At 73.3% G+C, this 14,460-nt stretch carries 12 protein-coding genes; 8 read left to right on the plus strand and 4 right to left on the minus strand.

The window, feature by feature from the left end; genetic code table 11:
- Nucleotides 1–7 precede the first annotated feature (7 nt).
- Complete coding sequence (locus ACFYXU_RS17440; protein WP_389458286.1) at nucleotides 8–559, minus strand: EF-hand domain-containing protein; 552 nt, start codon at nucleotides 557–559, stop codon at nucleotides 8–10.
- 333 nt (nucleotides 560–892) lie between these two features.
- On the opposite strand from ACFYXU_RS17440, the gene ACFYXU_RS17445 reads away from it, so the two are divergent.
- From ACFYXU_RS17445 to ACFYXU_RS17470, 6 genes are all read left to right on the plus strand, one after another.
- Nucleotides 893–2,494, plus strand: coding sequence for an adenosine deaminase (locus ACFYXU_RS17445; protein ID WP_389458511.1), 1,602 nt, complete (start codon nucleotides 893–895; stop codon nucleotides 2,492–2,494).
- A gap of 132 nt (nucleotides 2,495–2,626) precedes the next feature.
- The gene (locus ACFYXU_RS17450) at nucleotides 2,627–2,839 is read left to right on the plus strand and encodes a hypothetical protein (RefSeq protein ID WP_376510811.1); all 213 of its coding nucleotides are present in this window, start codon (nucleotides 2,627–2,629) and stop codon (nucleotides 2,837–2,839) included.
- Between the two features lie 287 nt (nucleotides 2,840–3,126).
- Nucleotides 3,127–3,618, plus strand: coding sequence for a hypothetical protein (locus ACFYXU_RS17455; RefSeq protein ID WP_376510810.1), 492 nt, complete (start codon nucleotides 3,127–3,129; stop codon nucleotides 3,616–3,618).
- Nucleotides 3,615–4,259, plus strand: coding sequence for a hypothetical protein (locus tag ACFYXU_RS17460; RefSeq protein WP_376510808.1), 645 nt, complete (start codon nucleotides 3,615–3,617; stop codon nucleotides 4,257–4,259). Before ACFYXU_RS17455 ends, ACFYXU_RS17460 begins: the two co-directional genes overlap by 4 nt.
- A 2-nt stretch (nucleotides 4,260–4,261) precedes the next feature.
- Nucleotides 4,262–8,971: a putative T7SS-secreted protein gene (locus ACFYXU_RS17465; RefSeq protein ID WP_389458288.1), complete on the plus strand. Its 4,710-nt coding sequence runs from the start codon at nucleotides 4,262–4,264 to the stop codon at nucleotides 8,969–8,971.
- A 37-nt stretch (nucleotides 8,972–9,008) separates the two neighbouring features.
- The gene (locus ACFYXU_RS17470) at nucleotides 9,009–9,608 is read left to right on the plus strand and encodes a pentapeptide repeat-containing protein (protein WP_389458290.1); all 600 of its coding nucleotides are present in this window, start codon (nucleotides 9,009–9,011) and stop codon (nucleotides 9,606–9,608) included.
- Between the two features lie 33 nt (nucleotides 9,609–9,641).
- Here ACFYXU_RS17470 and ACFYXU_RS17475 read toward each other — a convergent pair whose 3' ends face one another.
- Nucleotides 9,642–10,205 (minus strand): TetR/AcrR family transcriptional regulator, encoded by a 564-nt coding sequence (locus ACFYXU_RS17475; protein ID WP_376510802.1) that lies wholly within the window; start codon nucleotides 10,203–10,205, stop codon nucleotides 9,642–9,644.
- Between the two features lie 150 nt (nucleotides 10,206–10,355).
- Here ACFYXU_RS17475 and ACFYXU_RS17480 point away from each other — a divergent pair, with 150 nt between their 5' ends.
- Nucleotides 10,356–11,813, plus strand: coding sequence for an MFS transporter (locus ACFYXU_RS17480; protein WP_389458292.1), 1,458 nt, complete (start codon nucleotides 10,356–10,358; stop codon nucleotides 11,811–11,813).
- A 78-nt stretch (nucleotides 11,814–11,891) separates the two neighbouring features.
- On the opposite strand, the gene ACFYXU_RS17485 is transcribed toward ACFYXU_RS17480, so the two are convergent.
- Nucleotides 11,892–12,830: an SDR family NAD(P)-dependent oxidoreductase gene (locus ACFYXU_RS17485; protein ID WP_389458294.1), complete on the minus strand. Its 939-nt coding sequence runs from the start codon at nucleotides 12,828–12,830 to the stop codon at nucleotides 11,892–11,894.
- A 148-nt stretch (nucleotides 12,831–12,978) separates the two neighbouring features.
- On the minus strand, nucleotides 12,979–13,947 hold the full coding sequence (locus ACFYXU_RS17490; RefSeq protein WP_389458296.1) for an SDR family NAD(P)-dependent oxidoreductase: 969 nt from the start codon (nucleotides 13,945–13,947) through the stop codon (nucleotides 12,979–12,981).
- A 55-nt stretch (nucleotides 13,948–14,002) separates the two neighbouring features.
- Between ACFYXU_RS17490 and ACFYXU_RS17495 the strand changes: the two genes are divergently transcribed.
- Nucleotides 14,003–14,428, plus strand: a complete 426-nt coding sequence (locus ACFYXU_RS17495; RefSeq protein ID WP_389458298.1) for a MerR family transcriptional regulator — start codon at nucleotides 14,003–14,005, stop codon at nucleotides 14,426–14,428.
- Nucleotides 14,429–14,460: the final 32 nt, after the last annotated feature.

Raw genomic sequence — 14,460 nt, forward strand, 5'->3', positions numbered from 1 at the left:
CGCGTCGTCAGGCGGCAGGCGTGCCGTTGACGGGCCCGCACATCAGGTTGCCCGGTTCGGCGGGGTCGTCGCTGGTCCAGAACTGCGTCCACAGCAGCGCGAACTCGGGACGGCTGAGGAAGCCGTCGCCGTCCTGGTCGAGCCGGTCGAAGACGTCACCGGTCGGGGTGCTCCGGCCGTGCCAGGTGTCGACCAGCCGCCCGTGCTCGTGCCGCGAGATGCGGCCGTCGCCGTTCTCGTCGACCGCGTCGAAGACGACGTCGGCCGTCGCGACGACCGCCTCCCGCATGGCCGGCAGCCGGTCGACCATGGCCATCAGGTCGTCCAGGTCGATCTGCTCGGCGGGCCCGCCGCCGGCGACGGTGGACAGGTGCTGCCACCAGCCCAGCATCACGGCACGGACGCGGGCCGTCAGTTCGGGTCCTGACGCGACCCTCGGCAGCAGCTCCCAGCGCGCCGCCAGCGCCTCGAAGTCCCGCTCCTCCAGGTAGCCGTTGCCGTCGGCGTCGAACGCCTCGAACATCGCCCGGACCTTCGCCCGCTGGAACGAACTCGCCATCGCGTGCCTCCTCGTCGACAGTGCTGCGGGCAGGCTGCCCCACCGCGCCGACGGGCCAACGGCGCACGAGATCGCGACAGTCGGCGCGCACACTCCCGTACGCCGGTTTGGCGGTGCGCACGTGCCGGGAGCCGTGGGCGACAAGTGCCGCCCCGCCGCGCGGCGGTGGAGTGCGAAAGTTCCCCCGTGCGGGTGGAGTGGACGGCGAACGGCGCGGAAACCGCCCGAGCGGTCTGTTTCGGTGGCGATCATGCGCGGGTGATCTCTTTCCACGCCAACCAGGACTCCGCGGCGCGCGAGACGCGCGACCCGGGCACGAAGCGGACCGTACGCCTGCGTCCCGCCGCGACGGGGGTCGCCGCACTGACCGCCCTCTGTCTGCTCCCGACCGCGGCCGTCGCCGCGCCCGCGGCCGCCCCCGCCACGCCGGTCACGACACCCGCCGACGCGCACCGGCCGCCCGCGACACCGGGGGAGGCCCGCGCCTCGGCCCGCCTCTCCGCGATCCGCAACGACCCGGCGGCGCTCCGCGCGTTCTTCCGCGCCCTGCCCAAGGGCGGCGAGCTGCACAACCACCTCTCCGGCGCGGTCAGCACCGAGTACCTCATCGAGCTGGCCGCCGAGGACGGGCTCTGCGTCGACACCACCACGATGACGGCCGTCGTGCCGCCGTGCGGCCCCGGCACCCGCCCCGCGGCCGACGCCCGCACCGACCCCGCCTTCCGGGACGCGATCGTCCGCGCCTGGTCCATGCAGGACTTCCCGCCGGACGGCAACGGCCACGACCACTTCTTCGACACCTTCGGCAAGTTCGGCGAGGTCACCTGGCGCCACCGGGGCAAGCTGCTGGCCGAGTTCGCCGACACCATGGCCGCGCAGAACCAGTTCTACCTGGAGGCCATGGTCTCCCCGGCCTCGGAGGAGGCCAAGAAGCTCGCCACCGACGTCGGCTGGGACGCCGACCTCGCCCGGCTGCACGGCAAGCTCGTCGCGGACGGCAAGCTCGACAAGGTCGTCGACGCGGCGGTCGAGGAGGCGGACGACGGCGACACCGAGTTCCGCACCGAGTCCCGCTGCGGCACCGCCCAGGCCCGACCCGGCTGCCGCATCGCCGTACGCTGGATCTCCCAGGTCTCCCGAGGCAGCACCAACGAGCGGGTCTTCACCCAGATGGCGCTCGGCATGCGCCTGGCCGAGCGCGATCCCCGCTTCGTCGCGGTCAACCTCGTCCAGCCCGAGGACTGGGACACCTCCCTCGCCAACTACCGTGTGCAGATGCGGATGCTCCGGTACCTGCGCGGGGTCTACCCGAAGGCCCACCTCACCCTGCACGCCGGGGAGCTCTGGCCCGGACTCGTCAAGCCCGAGGACCTCAGCTTCCACATCGCCGAGGCCGTGAACGTGGCGGGCACCGAGCGCGTCGGCCACGGCGTCGACCTGCGCCACGAGGACACCTGGCAGCGCACCGCCGCCACCATGGCCGCGCGCGAGACGGCCGTCGAGGTGCCGTTCACCAGCAACGCGCAGATCCTCGGCGTCAAGGGCGCCGACCACCCCTTCGAGACCTACCGGGCCTTCGGCGTCCCCGTCGTCCTGGCCACCGACGACCCCGGCGTCTCGCGCATCGACATCACCCACGAGTACGCGTACGCCAGCAGGACCTACGGCCTGGGCTACCGCGACCTCAAGGACCTGGCCCGCGCCTCGCTGGAGTACGCGTTCCTGCCGGGTACGAGCCTGTGGCAGGGCAACCCGACCCGTGACGGCTACCGCCTCGCCGGCCCCTGCCGAGGCGAGCGCCCGGGCACGGCAGCGCCCCGCCCCGCCTGCCGGCGCCTGCTCGACACCAGTGCCAAGGCGACGGCCGAGTGGCGTCAGGAGGCGGCCTTCACCGCCTTCGAGCGCAGGCTCCACGCGCCTCGCACCACCGGCTGATCCTCTCCACGACACCCGACGGCGTCCGGCACTCCGCCGCCGGACGCCGTCGGCGTGTCCGAGGCTCGGTCGACAGCACCGCCGGACGCCGTCGGCGCGTGTCCCCTCGCGGCCTGCGTCGTTGAGCCCGGCATGACGATCTTCCACCGCCGCGTAATCGCCGCCGCCACCGTCGCCGCCACCGCGGTCCTCGCCTCCGCCGGCGTGGCATCGGCCGACAGCGTCGGCAACAAGCTCCCCGGGGCCGGACTCCTGTCCCAGGCCTTCGGAAACGGCGATCAGAAGGCGAGCGTCGCCGACACCCTGCCCACCCACGACGCCCTCAACAACGTCACCCTTCCCTGACCCGAGCACCGGGCCCACGCCGCAACGCGCCGCCGCGCGCCCACCGCGCGGGACACCACTGCCGCCGCCTCGCACGACGTGCGAGGCGGCGGCAGTCCTGTGTGCGGACCTCGCGCCGACCGTCACGAGCGCCGCCGCTGCCGGGTCACCGGAGGGTCGCCTTTCCCCGGCCCGGAGCCGTCAGGGCGGTGTCCGTTCCGACGGTCCGGGAACCGGGGGCGCAGAAGCAGGCGTGTATTCCCGCGAGACGGGGGAGGCCCCAGGTACGGCGACGGGGAGGCGGAGCGGTGGGCGGAGCGACGGCACTGGCGGAGAGGATCGCCGAGCGGCGGGCCGGGGGCGGCGACCCCAGGGAGCTGGTCGGGGAGCTGCGGCGCGCGCTGGTGCTCGTGCCGATGGACTCAGGCGGTCTGTGGACGGCGGAGTTCGGCGGGGTGCGCTGGATCTGTGCCTTCACCGACGAGGCGGCGCTGGCCCGGTTCGCCGGCGCCCGGACGGCCGCCGACACCGGGCGGGAGGCGGGCGACGCCTGGGAGTACGCCGTCCTGCGCGGAGCCCGACTGCTGGACGAGATCGTCCCCGCGCTGGGCGTTCCCGCCGGAGTGGCCGTCGACGTCGCCGATCCCGAAGGGGCGATGGCCTTCCCCCCGGTCCAGGGAATCGTGCCCGACTCCGTGGCCGTCGACGTCCTGGCCGAAGCGCCGGCCACCCCGCCGACCGCGACGCCCCCCGCCCCGCCCGCATCCCCGGGTCCCGACGCCGAGGGCGGCGTCCGATGAGCGGCGGCGGGCAGGAGAACCTGCGGTTCGACGCGGAGAGCATCCAGCAGATCACCGAGGGGATCCGCGCGGCCACCGCCGAACTCCGTGACATCGGCACGGGGACGGGAGCCGTGCTGGGCAAGGGCTTCTCCGACCTCTCGATGACCGGCATGGAAGCCGGGCACCACGGTCTCTCCGTGGACTTCGAGGACTACTGCGAGCGCTGGGAATGGGGCGTACGGGCACAGATCCAGGACGCCAACACGCTCGCGGCCGCGCTCGGGCTCTCCGCCGGACTGGTGTGGGAGGAGGACCAGTACCTCCAGGGGGCCTTCAAGGTCGCCGTGAACTCCGCCGTGGGCAACCCGCACGCCTCCGAGGCCGACATCGTCAAGCAGGGCTGGGGCGACGTCCTCACCCCGGACTACCTGAACCCCGACTGGAGCCCCGAGTCCTTCCGGCGCGCCGGCGACGAGGCCGCCCAGACCTGGAAGGACACCGGACGGACGGTCCTCACGGAGGGCCAGGGCGGAAGCCGCGCCCGGATCCTCAACGAGCTCCTCGGAGTGGACCAGGGAGCATACGACCGCGCCGTGGACGAGACGTTCGGACCGTCCCCCGAGGAGCGGGCCCAGCAGCAGAACAACCAGGGGAACTGACCGTGGGCATCGGGGACTTCATCAGCGACCTCACGCCGGACGTCGTCGAGGACGCGGTCGAGGACGGCGTCGAGTGGGTCGGCAACCGCGTCGAGGACGCCGGGAACTGGACCGCGGACCGGCTGGAGGACGTCGGCTGGGAATCCGGTGCCGACTGGGTGCGCGAGCAGTCGCGTTCCGTGGCGAACCGGATGGGCGCCGAGGTCGACGAGATGGACCTCGGCCAGACCGAGGACAAGACCAAGCTGATCTACGGCAGCCCCTCCAAGCTGTCGGAGACCGCCGCCCACCTGCGGGACCTCCAGGCCTCCTTCGAGAAGGTGGGAAAGGGGCTGAAGGGGCTCGACGCGTCCGCCGTGAAGGGCGAGGCCGCCGACGCCTTCCGGGAGAAGGTCGCCGTCGAGCCGCCCAAGTGGTTCAAGGGCGCGGACGCCTTCGGCAAGGCGGCCGACGCCCTGGCGAGCTTCGGCCTCACCGTCGAGTGGGCCCAGGGACAGGCCCAGACCGCCATCGACAAGTGGAAGGCCGGGACCAAGGCGTCGGCCGACGCCGCCGACGCGCACAACAAGAGCGTCGACGGGTACAACAAGGCCGTCGACGCCTACAACGCCCAGCCGGCCGACAAGCGGAACCCGGCCTCCCTGCCACCGAAGCCGGGCGCCTTCACCGATCCCGGCAAGGCGGGGATGCAGGAGGCGCAGGACATCCTCGCCGAGGCCCGAACCCAGCGGAACGCCGCCGCGGAGACGGCGCGCGGCGCCATCCGGGCCGCCCGGGACGCCGCCCCGCCCAAACCCTCGTACGCCGAGCAGGCCATGGACGGGCTCGATGAACTCCAGGTGATGCAGAACCACTTCGGCGGAGGCATCGTCAAGGGCACCGCGGGACTGCTCAGCTTCGTCCGCAGCGTCAACCCCACCGACCCGTACAACCTCACCCACCCCGCCGAGTACTTCACCCAGCTCAACAGCCTCGCCTCCGGTCTCGTCGTCATGGCCAACGACCCGTGGGGCACCGGCAAGCAGATGATCGACAACTTCATGAAGGACCCGGCGGAGGGCCTCGGCCGGCTCGTCCCCGATCTGGTGCTGACCGCCGCGACCGCCGGCGGCGGAGCGGCCGTCAAGGGAGTCCGGGTCGCCGCCGAGGGAGCGGACCTGGCCTCCGACGCCAACCGCGCCCGCCGCCTGATCGACGGATCTCCGAACGGCACCCACACCCGCCCCGACGCCCACCGGCTCATCGACGAGACCGACCCGGTGGACCTCGCCTCGGGCCGCATGTTCCTGCCCCAGACCGACGTGGACCTCCCCGGCACCCTGCCGCTCGCCTTCACCCGGCGCGTCGAGTCCGGCTACACCGCCGGACGCTTCTTCGGCCCCTCGTGGTCCTCCACCGTCGACGAGCACCTGGAGATCGACGCCCAGGGCGTCGTCCACGTGACGGACGACGGCCTCCTGCTTCCCTACCCGCACCCCGTGCCCGGCCTCCCCACCCTCCCCGCCTCCGGCACCGGCCGACGGGCACTCGCCCTCGACGCCGCGGGCGACTACACCCTCACCGACCCGGACACCGGCCTGACCCGGCACTTCGCCGCCCCCGCCGGCACGGAACCGGGCGGCGACGGAGAGGCCTGGCTCGTACGGACGGTGGACCGCAACGGCCACGCCGTCACCGTCGACCGCACCGAGGACGGCACCCCGCTCGCCCTCGTGCACACGGCCGGCTACCACGTCGACGTCACCACGGAGCACGACCGGGTGACGGGCCTCGCCCTGCGCCGTCCCGACGGCACCGGAGACGTCCTCGTCCGCTACGGCCACACCGACGGCGACCTGACCACCATCACCAAGCCCTCCGGCGCCACCCTCACCCTCGCCTACGACGAACGGCACCGGGTGATCACCTGGACCGACTCCAACGGCAGCCGCTACGACTACGCCTACGACGAGCACGACCGGGTCGTCGGAGAGGGCGGCGAGGACGGCCACGTCCAGCTCACCCTCGCCTACGGCCACCCCGATCCCGCCACCGGCCACCGCACCACCACCCTCACCACGGCCGACGGCCGGGCCACCCGCCACCTCATCGACGGCGCCTGCCGGGTCCTCGCCACCGTCGACCCCCTCGGTCACACCACCCGGCTCGGCCACGACACCCGCGGGAACCTGCTCACCCGCACCGACGCCCTCGGCCGGACGACGGCCTTCTCGTACGACGAGGAGGGCCGCCTGCTCACCGTCCTGCGTCCCGACGGCAGCCGCCTCTCCACCGTGCGGGACGAGCGGGGCCTGCCCGTGGAGTTCACCGACGCCGACGGCGGGCGGACCCGCCAGGAGTTCGACGACCGCGGCAACCTCACCTCCGTCACCGACCCCTCCGGCCGCACCACCCGCTACGCCTACGACCGGGGCCACCTCGTCGCCGCCACCGACCCCTCCGGCGCGGTCACCGCCTTCCGCTGCGACCCCGCCGGTCTTCCCCTGGAGGTCACCGATCCCCTCGGCGGCACCACACGGTGCGCCCGCGACGCCCACGGCCGGCTCGTCCGCATCACCGACCCGCTCGGCACCGTCACCACGCTGGAGTGGACCGAGGACGGCGAACTCGCCCGCCGCAGCCGCTCGGACGGCACCGCCGAGGCCTGGGCCTACGACGGCGAGGGCAACTGCACCGCGTACACCGATCCGAACGGTCTCACGACCCGCTTCTCCTACACGCACTTCGACCTGCTCGCCGCCCGCACGGGCCCCGACGGCGCCCGGCACGCCTTCGAGCACGACGCCGCCCTCCGCCTCACCCGGGTCACCGACCCGCGGGGGCTGACGTGGGACTACACCTACGACCGGGCCGGCCGCACGGTCGCCGAGACCGACTTCGACGGCCGTACCGTCGCGTACGAGCTGGACGCGGTCGGACAGGTCACCGCCCGCACCGCCCCCACCGGACAGACCGTCCGCTACGAGCGCGACGCCCTGGACCGGGTCGTCCGCAAGGACGCGGCGGGAGCCGTCACCAGGTACGCCTATGACACCGCCGGCCGCATGGTCCGCGCGGACGGCCCCGACAGCGAACTCGTCCGGCAGTACGACCGCCGCGGCGAACTCAAGGCCGAAGTCGTCGACGGCCGTCCGCTCACCTACACGTACGACGACACCGGGCGCCTCGCCCGCCGCGTCACCCCCACCGGCCACGTCACCGGCTACGCCTACGACACCACCGGCCGACTCGCCCTGCTGACCAGCGGCACCCGGCGGATCTCCTTCGCGCACGACGCCGCCGGACGGGAACTGCGCCGCGACTTCGGTGACACCCTCGCGCTCGCCTCGTCCTGGGACGGCTCCGGGCGACTGGCCGGCCAGCACCTGACCGCGGGCGCCCGCACCGTCAACCGCCGCGCCTACACCTACCGTGCCGACGGCCACCTCACCACGCTCGACGACGCGCTGCGCGGCTCCTTCCACTACGGCCTCGACACCACCGGCCGCGTCACCACGGTCTCCGCCGAGGGCTGGACGGAGTCGTACGCCTACGACGCCTCCGGCAACCAGACCTCCGCGTCCTGGCCCGGCGGCCACCCCGGCCAGGACGCCACGGGCCCGCGCAGCTACACCGGCACGACCCTCACCCGCGCCGGAGCCGTCCGGTACGCCCACGACTCCGGCGGCCGGATCACCTCGCGCCGCCGGGTCCGCCTCTCCGGAAAGACGGACACCTGGCGGTACACCTGGGACGCCGAGAGCCGCCTCACCGCCGTCACCACACCCGACGGGACGCGCTGGCGCTACCGGTACGACCCGCTCGGCCGCCGCACCGCGAAGCAGCGGCTCGCCCCCGACGGCGACACGGTGGTCGAGGAGACGCTCTTCACCTGGGACGGACCCACCCTGTGCGAGCAGGTCACGACCGCACCCGAGCTGCCCCTCCCCGTCGCCCTCACCTGGGACCACCGGCACGCCAAGCCACTGGCCCAGACCGAGCGCGTCCTCGGCCCCGACGCCTCGCGCGAGGCCGTCGACGAGCGGTTCTTCGCCATCGCCACCGACCTCGTCGGGACCCCCACCGAACTCGTCGACGAGACCGGGCAGGTGGCGTGGCACAGCCGCGCCACGCTCTGGGGCACCACCACGTGGAACAGCGGCGCCACCGCCTACACCCCGCTCCGGTTCCCCGGCCAGTACTTCGACCCCGAGACCGGCCTGCACCACAACTACTTCCGGCAGTACGACCCGGAGACCGCCCGCTACCTCACCCCCGACCCGCTGGGGCTCCTTCCCGCACCGAACCCGGCCGCCTACGTCCACAACCCGGTCACCTGGTGCGACCCGCTCGGACTGTCCCCGTACCGCGGGCTCGGCCTCAGCGACGAGGCCATGAACGCCATCCAGAAACTGGAGAACATCAAGGCCGACCCGATCGGCCGCATCAACTCCGAACCCAATCACAACCATTACTCGGCGGCGCGGCGCGAGGCGAACGGCGAGGTGGTGGCGCGCAAGCCGGACGGGACCCCCTTCGACCACGTGCAGGACCTCACGCAGGCCGCGAACGGACTGGAGAACGTCCGCAAGGCGCTCTGGAAGGAGATGGAGAAACTTCCGGAGGGCATGTCCGAGCGCGGACTCGAAGTGCTCCTGAAGAAGCACGACGAGACCGTCTACCACCTGGACCGTGTGAAAGGCTTCCTGCACCAGATCAAACAACAGCCGTGACCGGCTCCCCGACCCCCAGAAACGGAACAGTGCGTCCATGACCGACGACAACAGCCACGCCTCCGAGGTACGGGAGCGATGGGCCCGCCCGGAGAACGCCCCGGCCCTCGACGCCCTCCGCGCCGCCCTCACGGGGGGTGGTGACTGGCGTGCGCTCGTACGCGAGTGGACCCTGCCCTGGGCCACCGAGAACGACCTGGCCGGCATCCCGCTCGCCGGTGCGGGCCTCGCCGGCGCGGACCTGACGGGCGTCATCCTCAGCTACGCCGACCTGCGGGGCTGCGACCTGAGCGGCTGCGACCTCACCGACGCGTTCCTGACGGGCACCGACCTGCGCGAGGCCACGCTCACGCGGGCGACCCTCACCCGCGTCAACGCCGGACTGAGCGACCTCAGCGGCGCCGACCTGAGCGGCGCGCACGCGGACGACGCCGTGTTCTCCCGCGCCCGCCTCGTCGGCACCCGGCTCACCAGTGCGTCCCTGCGCCGCGTGAAGTTCGTGGCGGCGGAACTCGGCGACGCCGACCTCTCGGACGCCGACCTCTCGGACGCCGTCCTGGTCGCGGCCAGGACCACGGGCACGGTCCTCAACGGCGCCCGCCTCGACGGCACCCGCCGAGGCTCGCTCCGCCCCTGAGCCCGGCCGGCCGTGCCGCGGGACCGCGGCCGGTCACAGCATGCGGTCGACCAGCCCGTCGACGTACTCCGGGGTGAGTTCCATGCCGAACAGCACCCGGATGTACATCGGGGCCAGGATGTGGTCCAGCACGTCGAACGCGTCGGGCGCCCGTTCACCGCGGTCGCGGGCGCGATCGAGCATGGACTGGAGCTGCCGGGTGCGTTCGGCGCGGAGGTCGGCGCCGGCCTCCAGCCCCCGCCGGCCGCTGCTCGACAGGGCGACGGCCAGGTGCAGCACGGCCGGACCGTCCGGCCCGGTGATCTCCCGGGCCACCTGCGCCGCGTAGGTGCGCAGATCGCCGGCCAGACTCCCGGTGTCGGGCATCGGCGACCGCGCGTTGAGGCGGGTGAGCGCCACATCGCTGAGCAGGCTCTCCAGACTGCCCCACCGCCGGTAGATGCTGCTGTCGGCCACTCCGGCCCGGGCGGCGACCTCGCCGACGGTGAAGTTGCCGTAACCGCGCTCACCGATCAGGTCGGTGACGGCCTGGTGCACCTGCGCGCCGACGCGGGCGCTCCGTCCGCCGGGCCGCCGGGCCGGCTGTCGCTCGTTCATGCCACGCACCTTAACGCAGGCCGTGCTTGCGTTTGAGGGCGACCCTCTCTACAGTCCACTAACGCAGCCCTAGGCTGCTTTAGTGTGCCCGGGTGTCGCGTCGACCACGTGGACAGCGGCCCGGCACGACTCACGATCCAGGGGGAGTTCATGGCCGTACCGCACGTGACCGCAGGCAGTCGATCGAGCCGGACCGCACTGCTCGCCATGACCTGCCTGGGGCAGTTCATGGTCCTGCTCGACAACACCATCGTCGGAGCGGCGCTCCCCGACATGCGCGACCGCCTGCACACGGGGATGACCGGGCTGCAATGGATCGTCGACGCGTACGTCCTGATGGTCGCCATGCTGCTGCTCTCCGGCGGTGTCTTCGCCGACCGGTTCGGCCGCAAGCGGGTGTACCTCGCGGGCGTGGCGGTGTTCACGGCCGCGTCGGTGCTGTGCGGCCTCGCGCCCTCGCTCGGCTGGCTCGTCGCCGGACGGGTCTTGCAGGGCATCGGAGCCGCGGCGCTGAGCCCCGCCTCGCTCGCCCTGCTCGCCGCCGCGTATCCCGCGCCGCACGAACGCGTCAGGGCGATCGGGCTGTGGGCGGGCTTCAGCGGCATCGGTCTGGCCGCGGGCCCCGTGGCGGGCGGGCTGCTGACGGACGCCTTCGGCTGGCCCGCCGTCTTCCTGGTCAACCTCCCCGTCGGCGTGGCCCTTCTGGTGCTCGGCGGGCGCGGCCTGGGGGAGACCCGCAACCCGGACGCCCCGGCGATCGACGTCCCGGGAACGCTGCTGTCCGTCTTGTGGGTGGGGGCGCTGACGTACGGGCTCATCGAAGGGGGCGCCCGGGGCTGGACCTCACCGGTCATCGTGGGAAGTCTCGCCGCCGCGGCCGTCCTCCTCTGCGTCTTCGTCGCCGTCGAAGCGCGCCGCGTGGCGCCGATGCTGCCGCCGCGCCTGTTCCGACGGCGTCAGTTCACCGTGTCCCACACGGCCATGGTCGTGGTCGGGTTCGCGCTCATGGGCGCGTCGTTCTTCTTCTCGCAGTTCTTCGTGTACGTCCAGGGAAGCTCGATCCTGCGCGCCGGCCTCCAGACCCTGCCCGTCTCCCTCGCCATGGTCGTCGTCAGCCCGTACGCCGGGCGGCTCGCGGTCCGGCACGGCTTCCGCGTCGTGGTCACCGCCGGTCTGGCCCTGGCCGGTCTGGGACTTCTGGCGCTCGGCACGGTGCACGCCGACACCGGCTACGGGAACGTGTGGTGGCGACTGGGTGCCGTCGGCGCCGGCTTCGCCCTGGCCATGTCCCCGCTGACGGGAGCCGCCGTCCTGGCGGTCGGCCCGCAGGAGGGCGGCCTCGCCTCGGGCGTCAGCAGCGCGACCCGGCAGATCGGCGCGGTCCTCGGCGTGGCAGTGCTCGGAGCCGTGGTCCGCACCCGCCAGTCCGGCGGCGCATCCTTCGAGACCGGCCTCGACAGCGCCTTCCTCGTGGCCGGGTGCGTCACTCTGGCCACCGCCGTGCTCACCGGCCTGTGGCTCACGGCGACCGGGCCCGCCGAAGCCGGTGCGACGCCTCGGCGTCCCGCCGAGCGGACGGCGGCCACCGCGCGGCGGCAGACGCCCTGAACAGCCGTCGGCCGATGAGGAAGAGGCGACCCGGCGGAGGACCGTGCCCGCACGGGCCGTGCGCGCACGGCCGGGCCGTCAGGAGAGGACGCCGGGGTCGACGCCGGTCAGATCGCGGCTCGCCCGCCACAACCGCGCCGCGACGGACAGGTCGGCCAGCTGACTCCAGACCGCTTCACGCCGGGGCTCGCCCCGCAGGCCGAAGACGCGAGGCCCCCACAACTCGCCGCCGCCCACGCCCCGGTCGAGCACCGCCCGGACCGAGGGCCATGCTCCCGCGTCCTTGCCCTGGACGAGCAGCCCCGTGGGTGCGGCGCTCAGCCGGGCCACGGCGGTGCGCACATGGACCGGAGGCCGCGACGGGGTGAGGGAGTCCAGGGCGCCGCCGGGATGGACCACCACGCTCGTGACCGTACTTCCTGCGCCCCGGAGGCGACGATCGAGCTCGATGCCGAAGCACATCTGCGCCAGCTTGGAGCGTCCGTAGGCGCGCTTGGCCCTGTAGTCGTGCCGGGACTGTGGATCGTCGAGGTCGAGCCGCTCGGACTTCGCCGCGAAGCTGCCCACGGTCACGACGCGGGCGTCCGGCGCGGCGGACAGCAGGGGCATCAGCCAGTGGGTCAGTGCGAAGTGCCCGAGGTGGTTCGTGCCGAACATGAGCTCGTGCCCGTCCCCGGTCTCCCTGCGTAGCGGGTCGTCGAGCGCGACGCCCGCGTTGAGGACGACCGCGTCCAGGCGGTCCGTCTCCAGTGACCGGACCGCCGCTTCGAGCGACGGGAGATCGGCGAGGTCGAGCCGTACGGCCCGAACCGAGGCGCCGGGGACCCGCGCACGGATCGAGGCGAGGGCGCCCTCCGCCCTGTCGGGCCTCCGGCTGCCGAGCACGACGGTGGCTCCCGTCGCCGACAGCTGCTCGGCGGTGAAGTACCCGATGCCGGCGTTGCCGCCGGTGACCAGGAAGACGCGTCCCCCGGCATCGGGCAGGTGGCGGACGCTCCAGGGCAGATGGGACGGCATGGTGACGCGACTCCCTCGCTGTCGACGGCGGCCGCGGCTGTTCGCCGGGGCCGGGCGACGCCCACGGTTCCAGGCGTCACCTGCGGCCCGCCGACGTACGACCGACACGCGGCCGACCTCGCGCCCGACGAGCGGCCGGCGCCTGCTGTCAGAGGACCGGTGCGGCTCCGGTCGCGGCGAGGGAGAGGTCCCAGAGGCGGGCGGCCGCGTCGGGGTCGACGGCGTACGCGCGGACGCCGCCGTCGTCCATGGGCGCGTCGGGCGCGGACACGCGGGCGACGTCGCAGTCCTCCAGATACAGGCCGCCCCGGTCCTGGAGGAGCGGAGAGGTGGCGGCCCACAGACCGGTGGCGGCGCCCTGTGCCGGGGTCTTGAAGTCGGGTGCGATCACCCGGCCCCGCTCGTCCACCCACCCCCGGTCGATCTGCTCCTGGAGGGCCATCTCCCGCTGCAACCCGGTGATGATCTTGCCCGGGTGGAGGGCGAACGCCCGGACGCCGTCACCCCTCCCGAGGGCGTCGAGGTGCACGGCGAAGAGGGCGTTGGCGGTCTTCGCCTGGCCGTAGGCCAGCCACTTGTCGTAGCCGGTACGAAAATGCGGGTCGTGCCACCGGATGTCGGTCAGCGTGTGACCGGCGGAGCTGTTGACCACGACGCGGGCGCCGTCGGCCGCGGCCAGGAGGGGGTAGAGCTCACAGACGAGGGTGAAGTGCCCGAAGTGGTTGGCGGCCAGCTGGCTCTCCCAACCGGGCCCCACGTGGCGTTCGGGAGTGGCCATGACACCGGCGACGGCCATGAGCAGGTCGATCGTCGTCCGGGAGCCGCTGATCCACGCGGCCGCGGCCCGCACACTGGCGAGGTCCGTCAGATCCATCGGGACGACCTCGCAGCCCTTCACGTCGGCGAGGGCGGAGCGCGCGACGTCGGGTCGGCGGGCGGGAACGACGACCCGGGCGCCGGCGGCGGCCAGGGCGCGGGTGGTCTCCCACCCGAGTCCGGACGAGCCACCGGTCACGACGACACTCGCTCCCGACAGGTCGAGCCCCGCCGTGATGTCCTGGGCGGTGCTGGTGGCGGAGAAGGGCGAGCCGAGCGGCTGCTGTTCGATGCTGGTCATGCCGACGACGTTACGAACTCGAGTGAGGTCTAGATCAAGTCCTAGACTGCGGGCCATGGCAAGCAGCGACACCCCCGCGGAGCCGATGAGCATCGGCGAGGTGGCCGAGCGGACCGGACTCACGGTGCACGCCCTGCGCTTCTACGAGCGGGAGGGCCTGCTCGTCGGACCGGTCCGGCGCACCTCCGGCGGCCGGCGGCGGTACACCACCGTGGACGTCGAGTGGCTCCAGATCTGCGTCAGGCTGAGGGAGTCGGGCATGCCGCTCGCCGACCTCAAGCGGTTCGCCGAGCTCGTGCGGCAGGGCCAGGGCAACGAGGCCGAACGCCTGCGGCTCCTCGACGCTCACCGGCAGCGCGTCGAGGAACAGATTCACGCGCTGGAGGAGTGCAGGTCCCTCATCACCTGGAAGGTGGCCGTCTACGCCGAACACCTCGCCCGCGGCAAGGCAGAGGGCCTCTGGGCCCCGACGACGACCTGAGAGCTTCAACGACTGTCGGCACCACGGCCTAG

Source organism: Streptomyces sp. NPDC002232, from assembly GCF_042890295.1.
Taxonomy (GTDB): Bacteria; Actinomycetota; Actinomycetes; order Streptomycetales; family Streptomycetaceae; genus Streptomyces.

Excerpts from the sequence above, each read along its gene's own strand:
- ACFYXU_RS17440 (WP_389458286.1), bottom strand. The coding sequence starts at position 559 with ATGGCGAGTTCGTTCCAGCGGGCGAAGGTCCGGGCGATGTTCGAGGCG.
- ACFYXU_RS17450 (WP_376510811.1), top strand. The coding sequence starts at position 2,627 with ATGACGATCTTCCACCGCCGCGTAATCGCCGCCGCCACCGTCGCCGCC.
- ACFYXU_RS17460 (WP_376510808.1), top strand. The coding sequence starts at position 3,615 with ATGAGCGGCGGCGGGCAGGAGAACCTGCGGTTCGACGCGGAGAGCATC.
- ACFYXU_RS17470 (WP_389458290.1), top strand. The coding sequence starts at position 9,009 with ATGACCGACGACAACAGCCACGCCTCCGAGGTACGGGAGCGATGGGCC.
- ACFYXU_RS17475 (WP_376510802.1), bottom strand. The coding sequence starts at position 10,205 with ATGAACGAGCGACAGCCGGCCCGGCGGCCCGGCGGACGGAGCGCCCGC.
- ACFYXU_RS17480 (WP_389458292.1), top strand. The coding sequence starts at position 10,356 with ATGGCCGTACCGCACGTGACCGCAGGCAGTCGATCGAGCCGGACCGCA.
- ACFYXU_RS17485 (WP_389458294.1), bottom strand. The coding sequence starts at position 12,830 with ATGCCGTCCCATCTGCCCTGGAGCGTCCGCCACCTGCCCGATGCCGGG.
- ACFYXU_RS17490 (WP_389458296.1), bottom strand. The coding sequence starts at position 13,947 with ATGACCAGCATCGAACAGCAGCCGCTCGGCTCGCCCTTCTCCGCCACC.
- ACFYXU_RS17495 (WP_389458298.1), top strand. The coding sequence starts at position 14,003 with ATGGCAAGCAGCGACACCCCCGCGGAGCCGATGAGCATCGGCGAGGTG.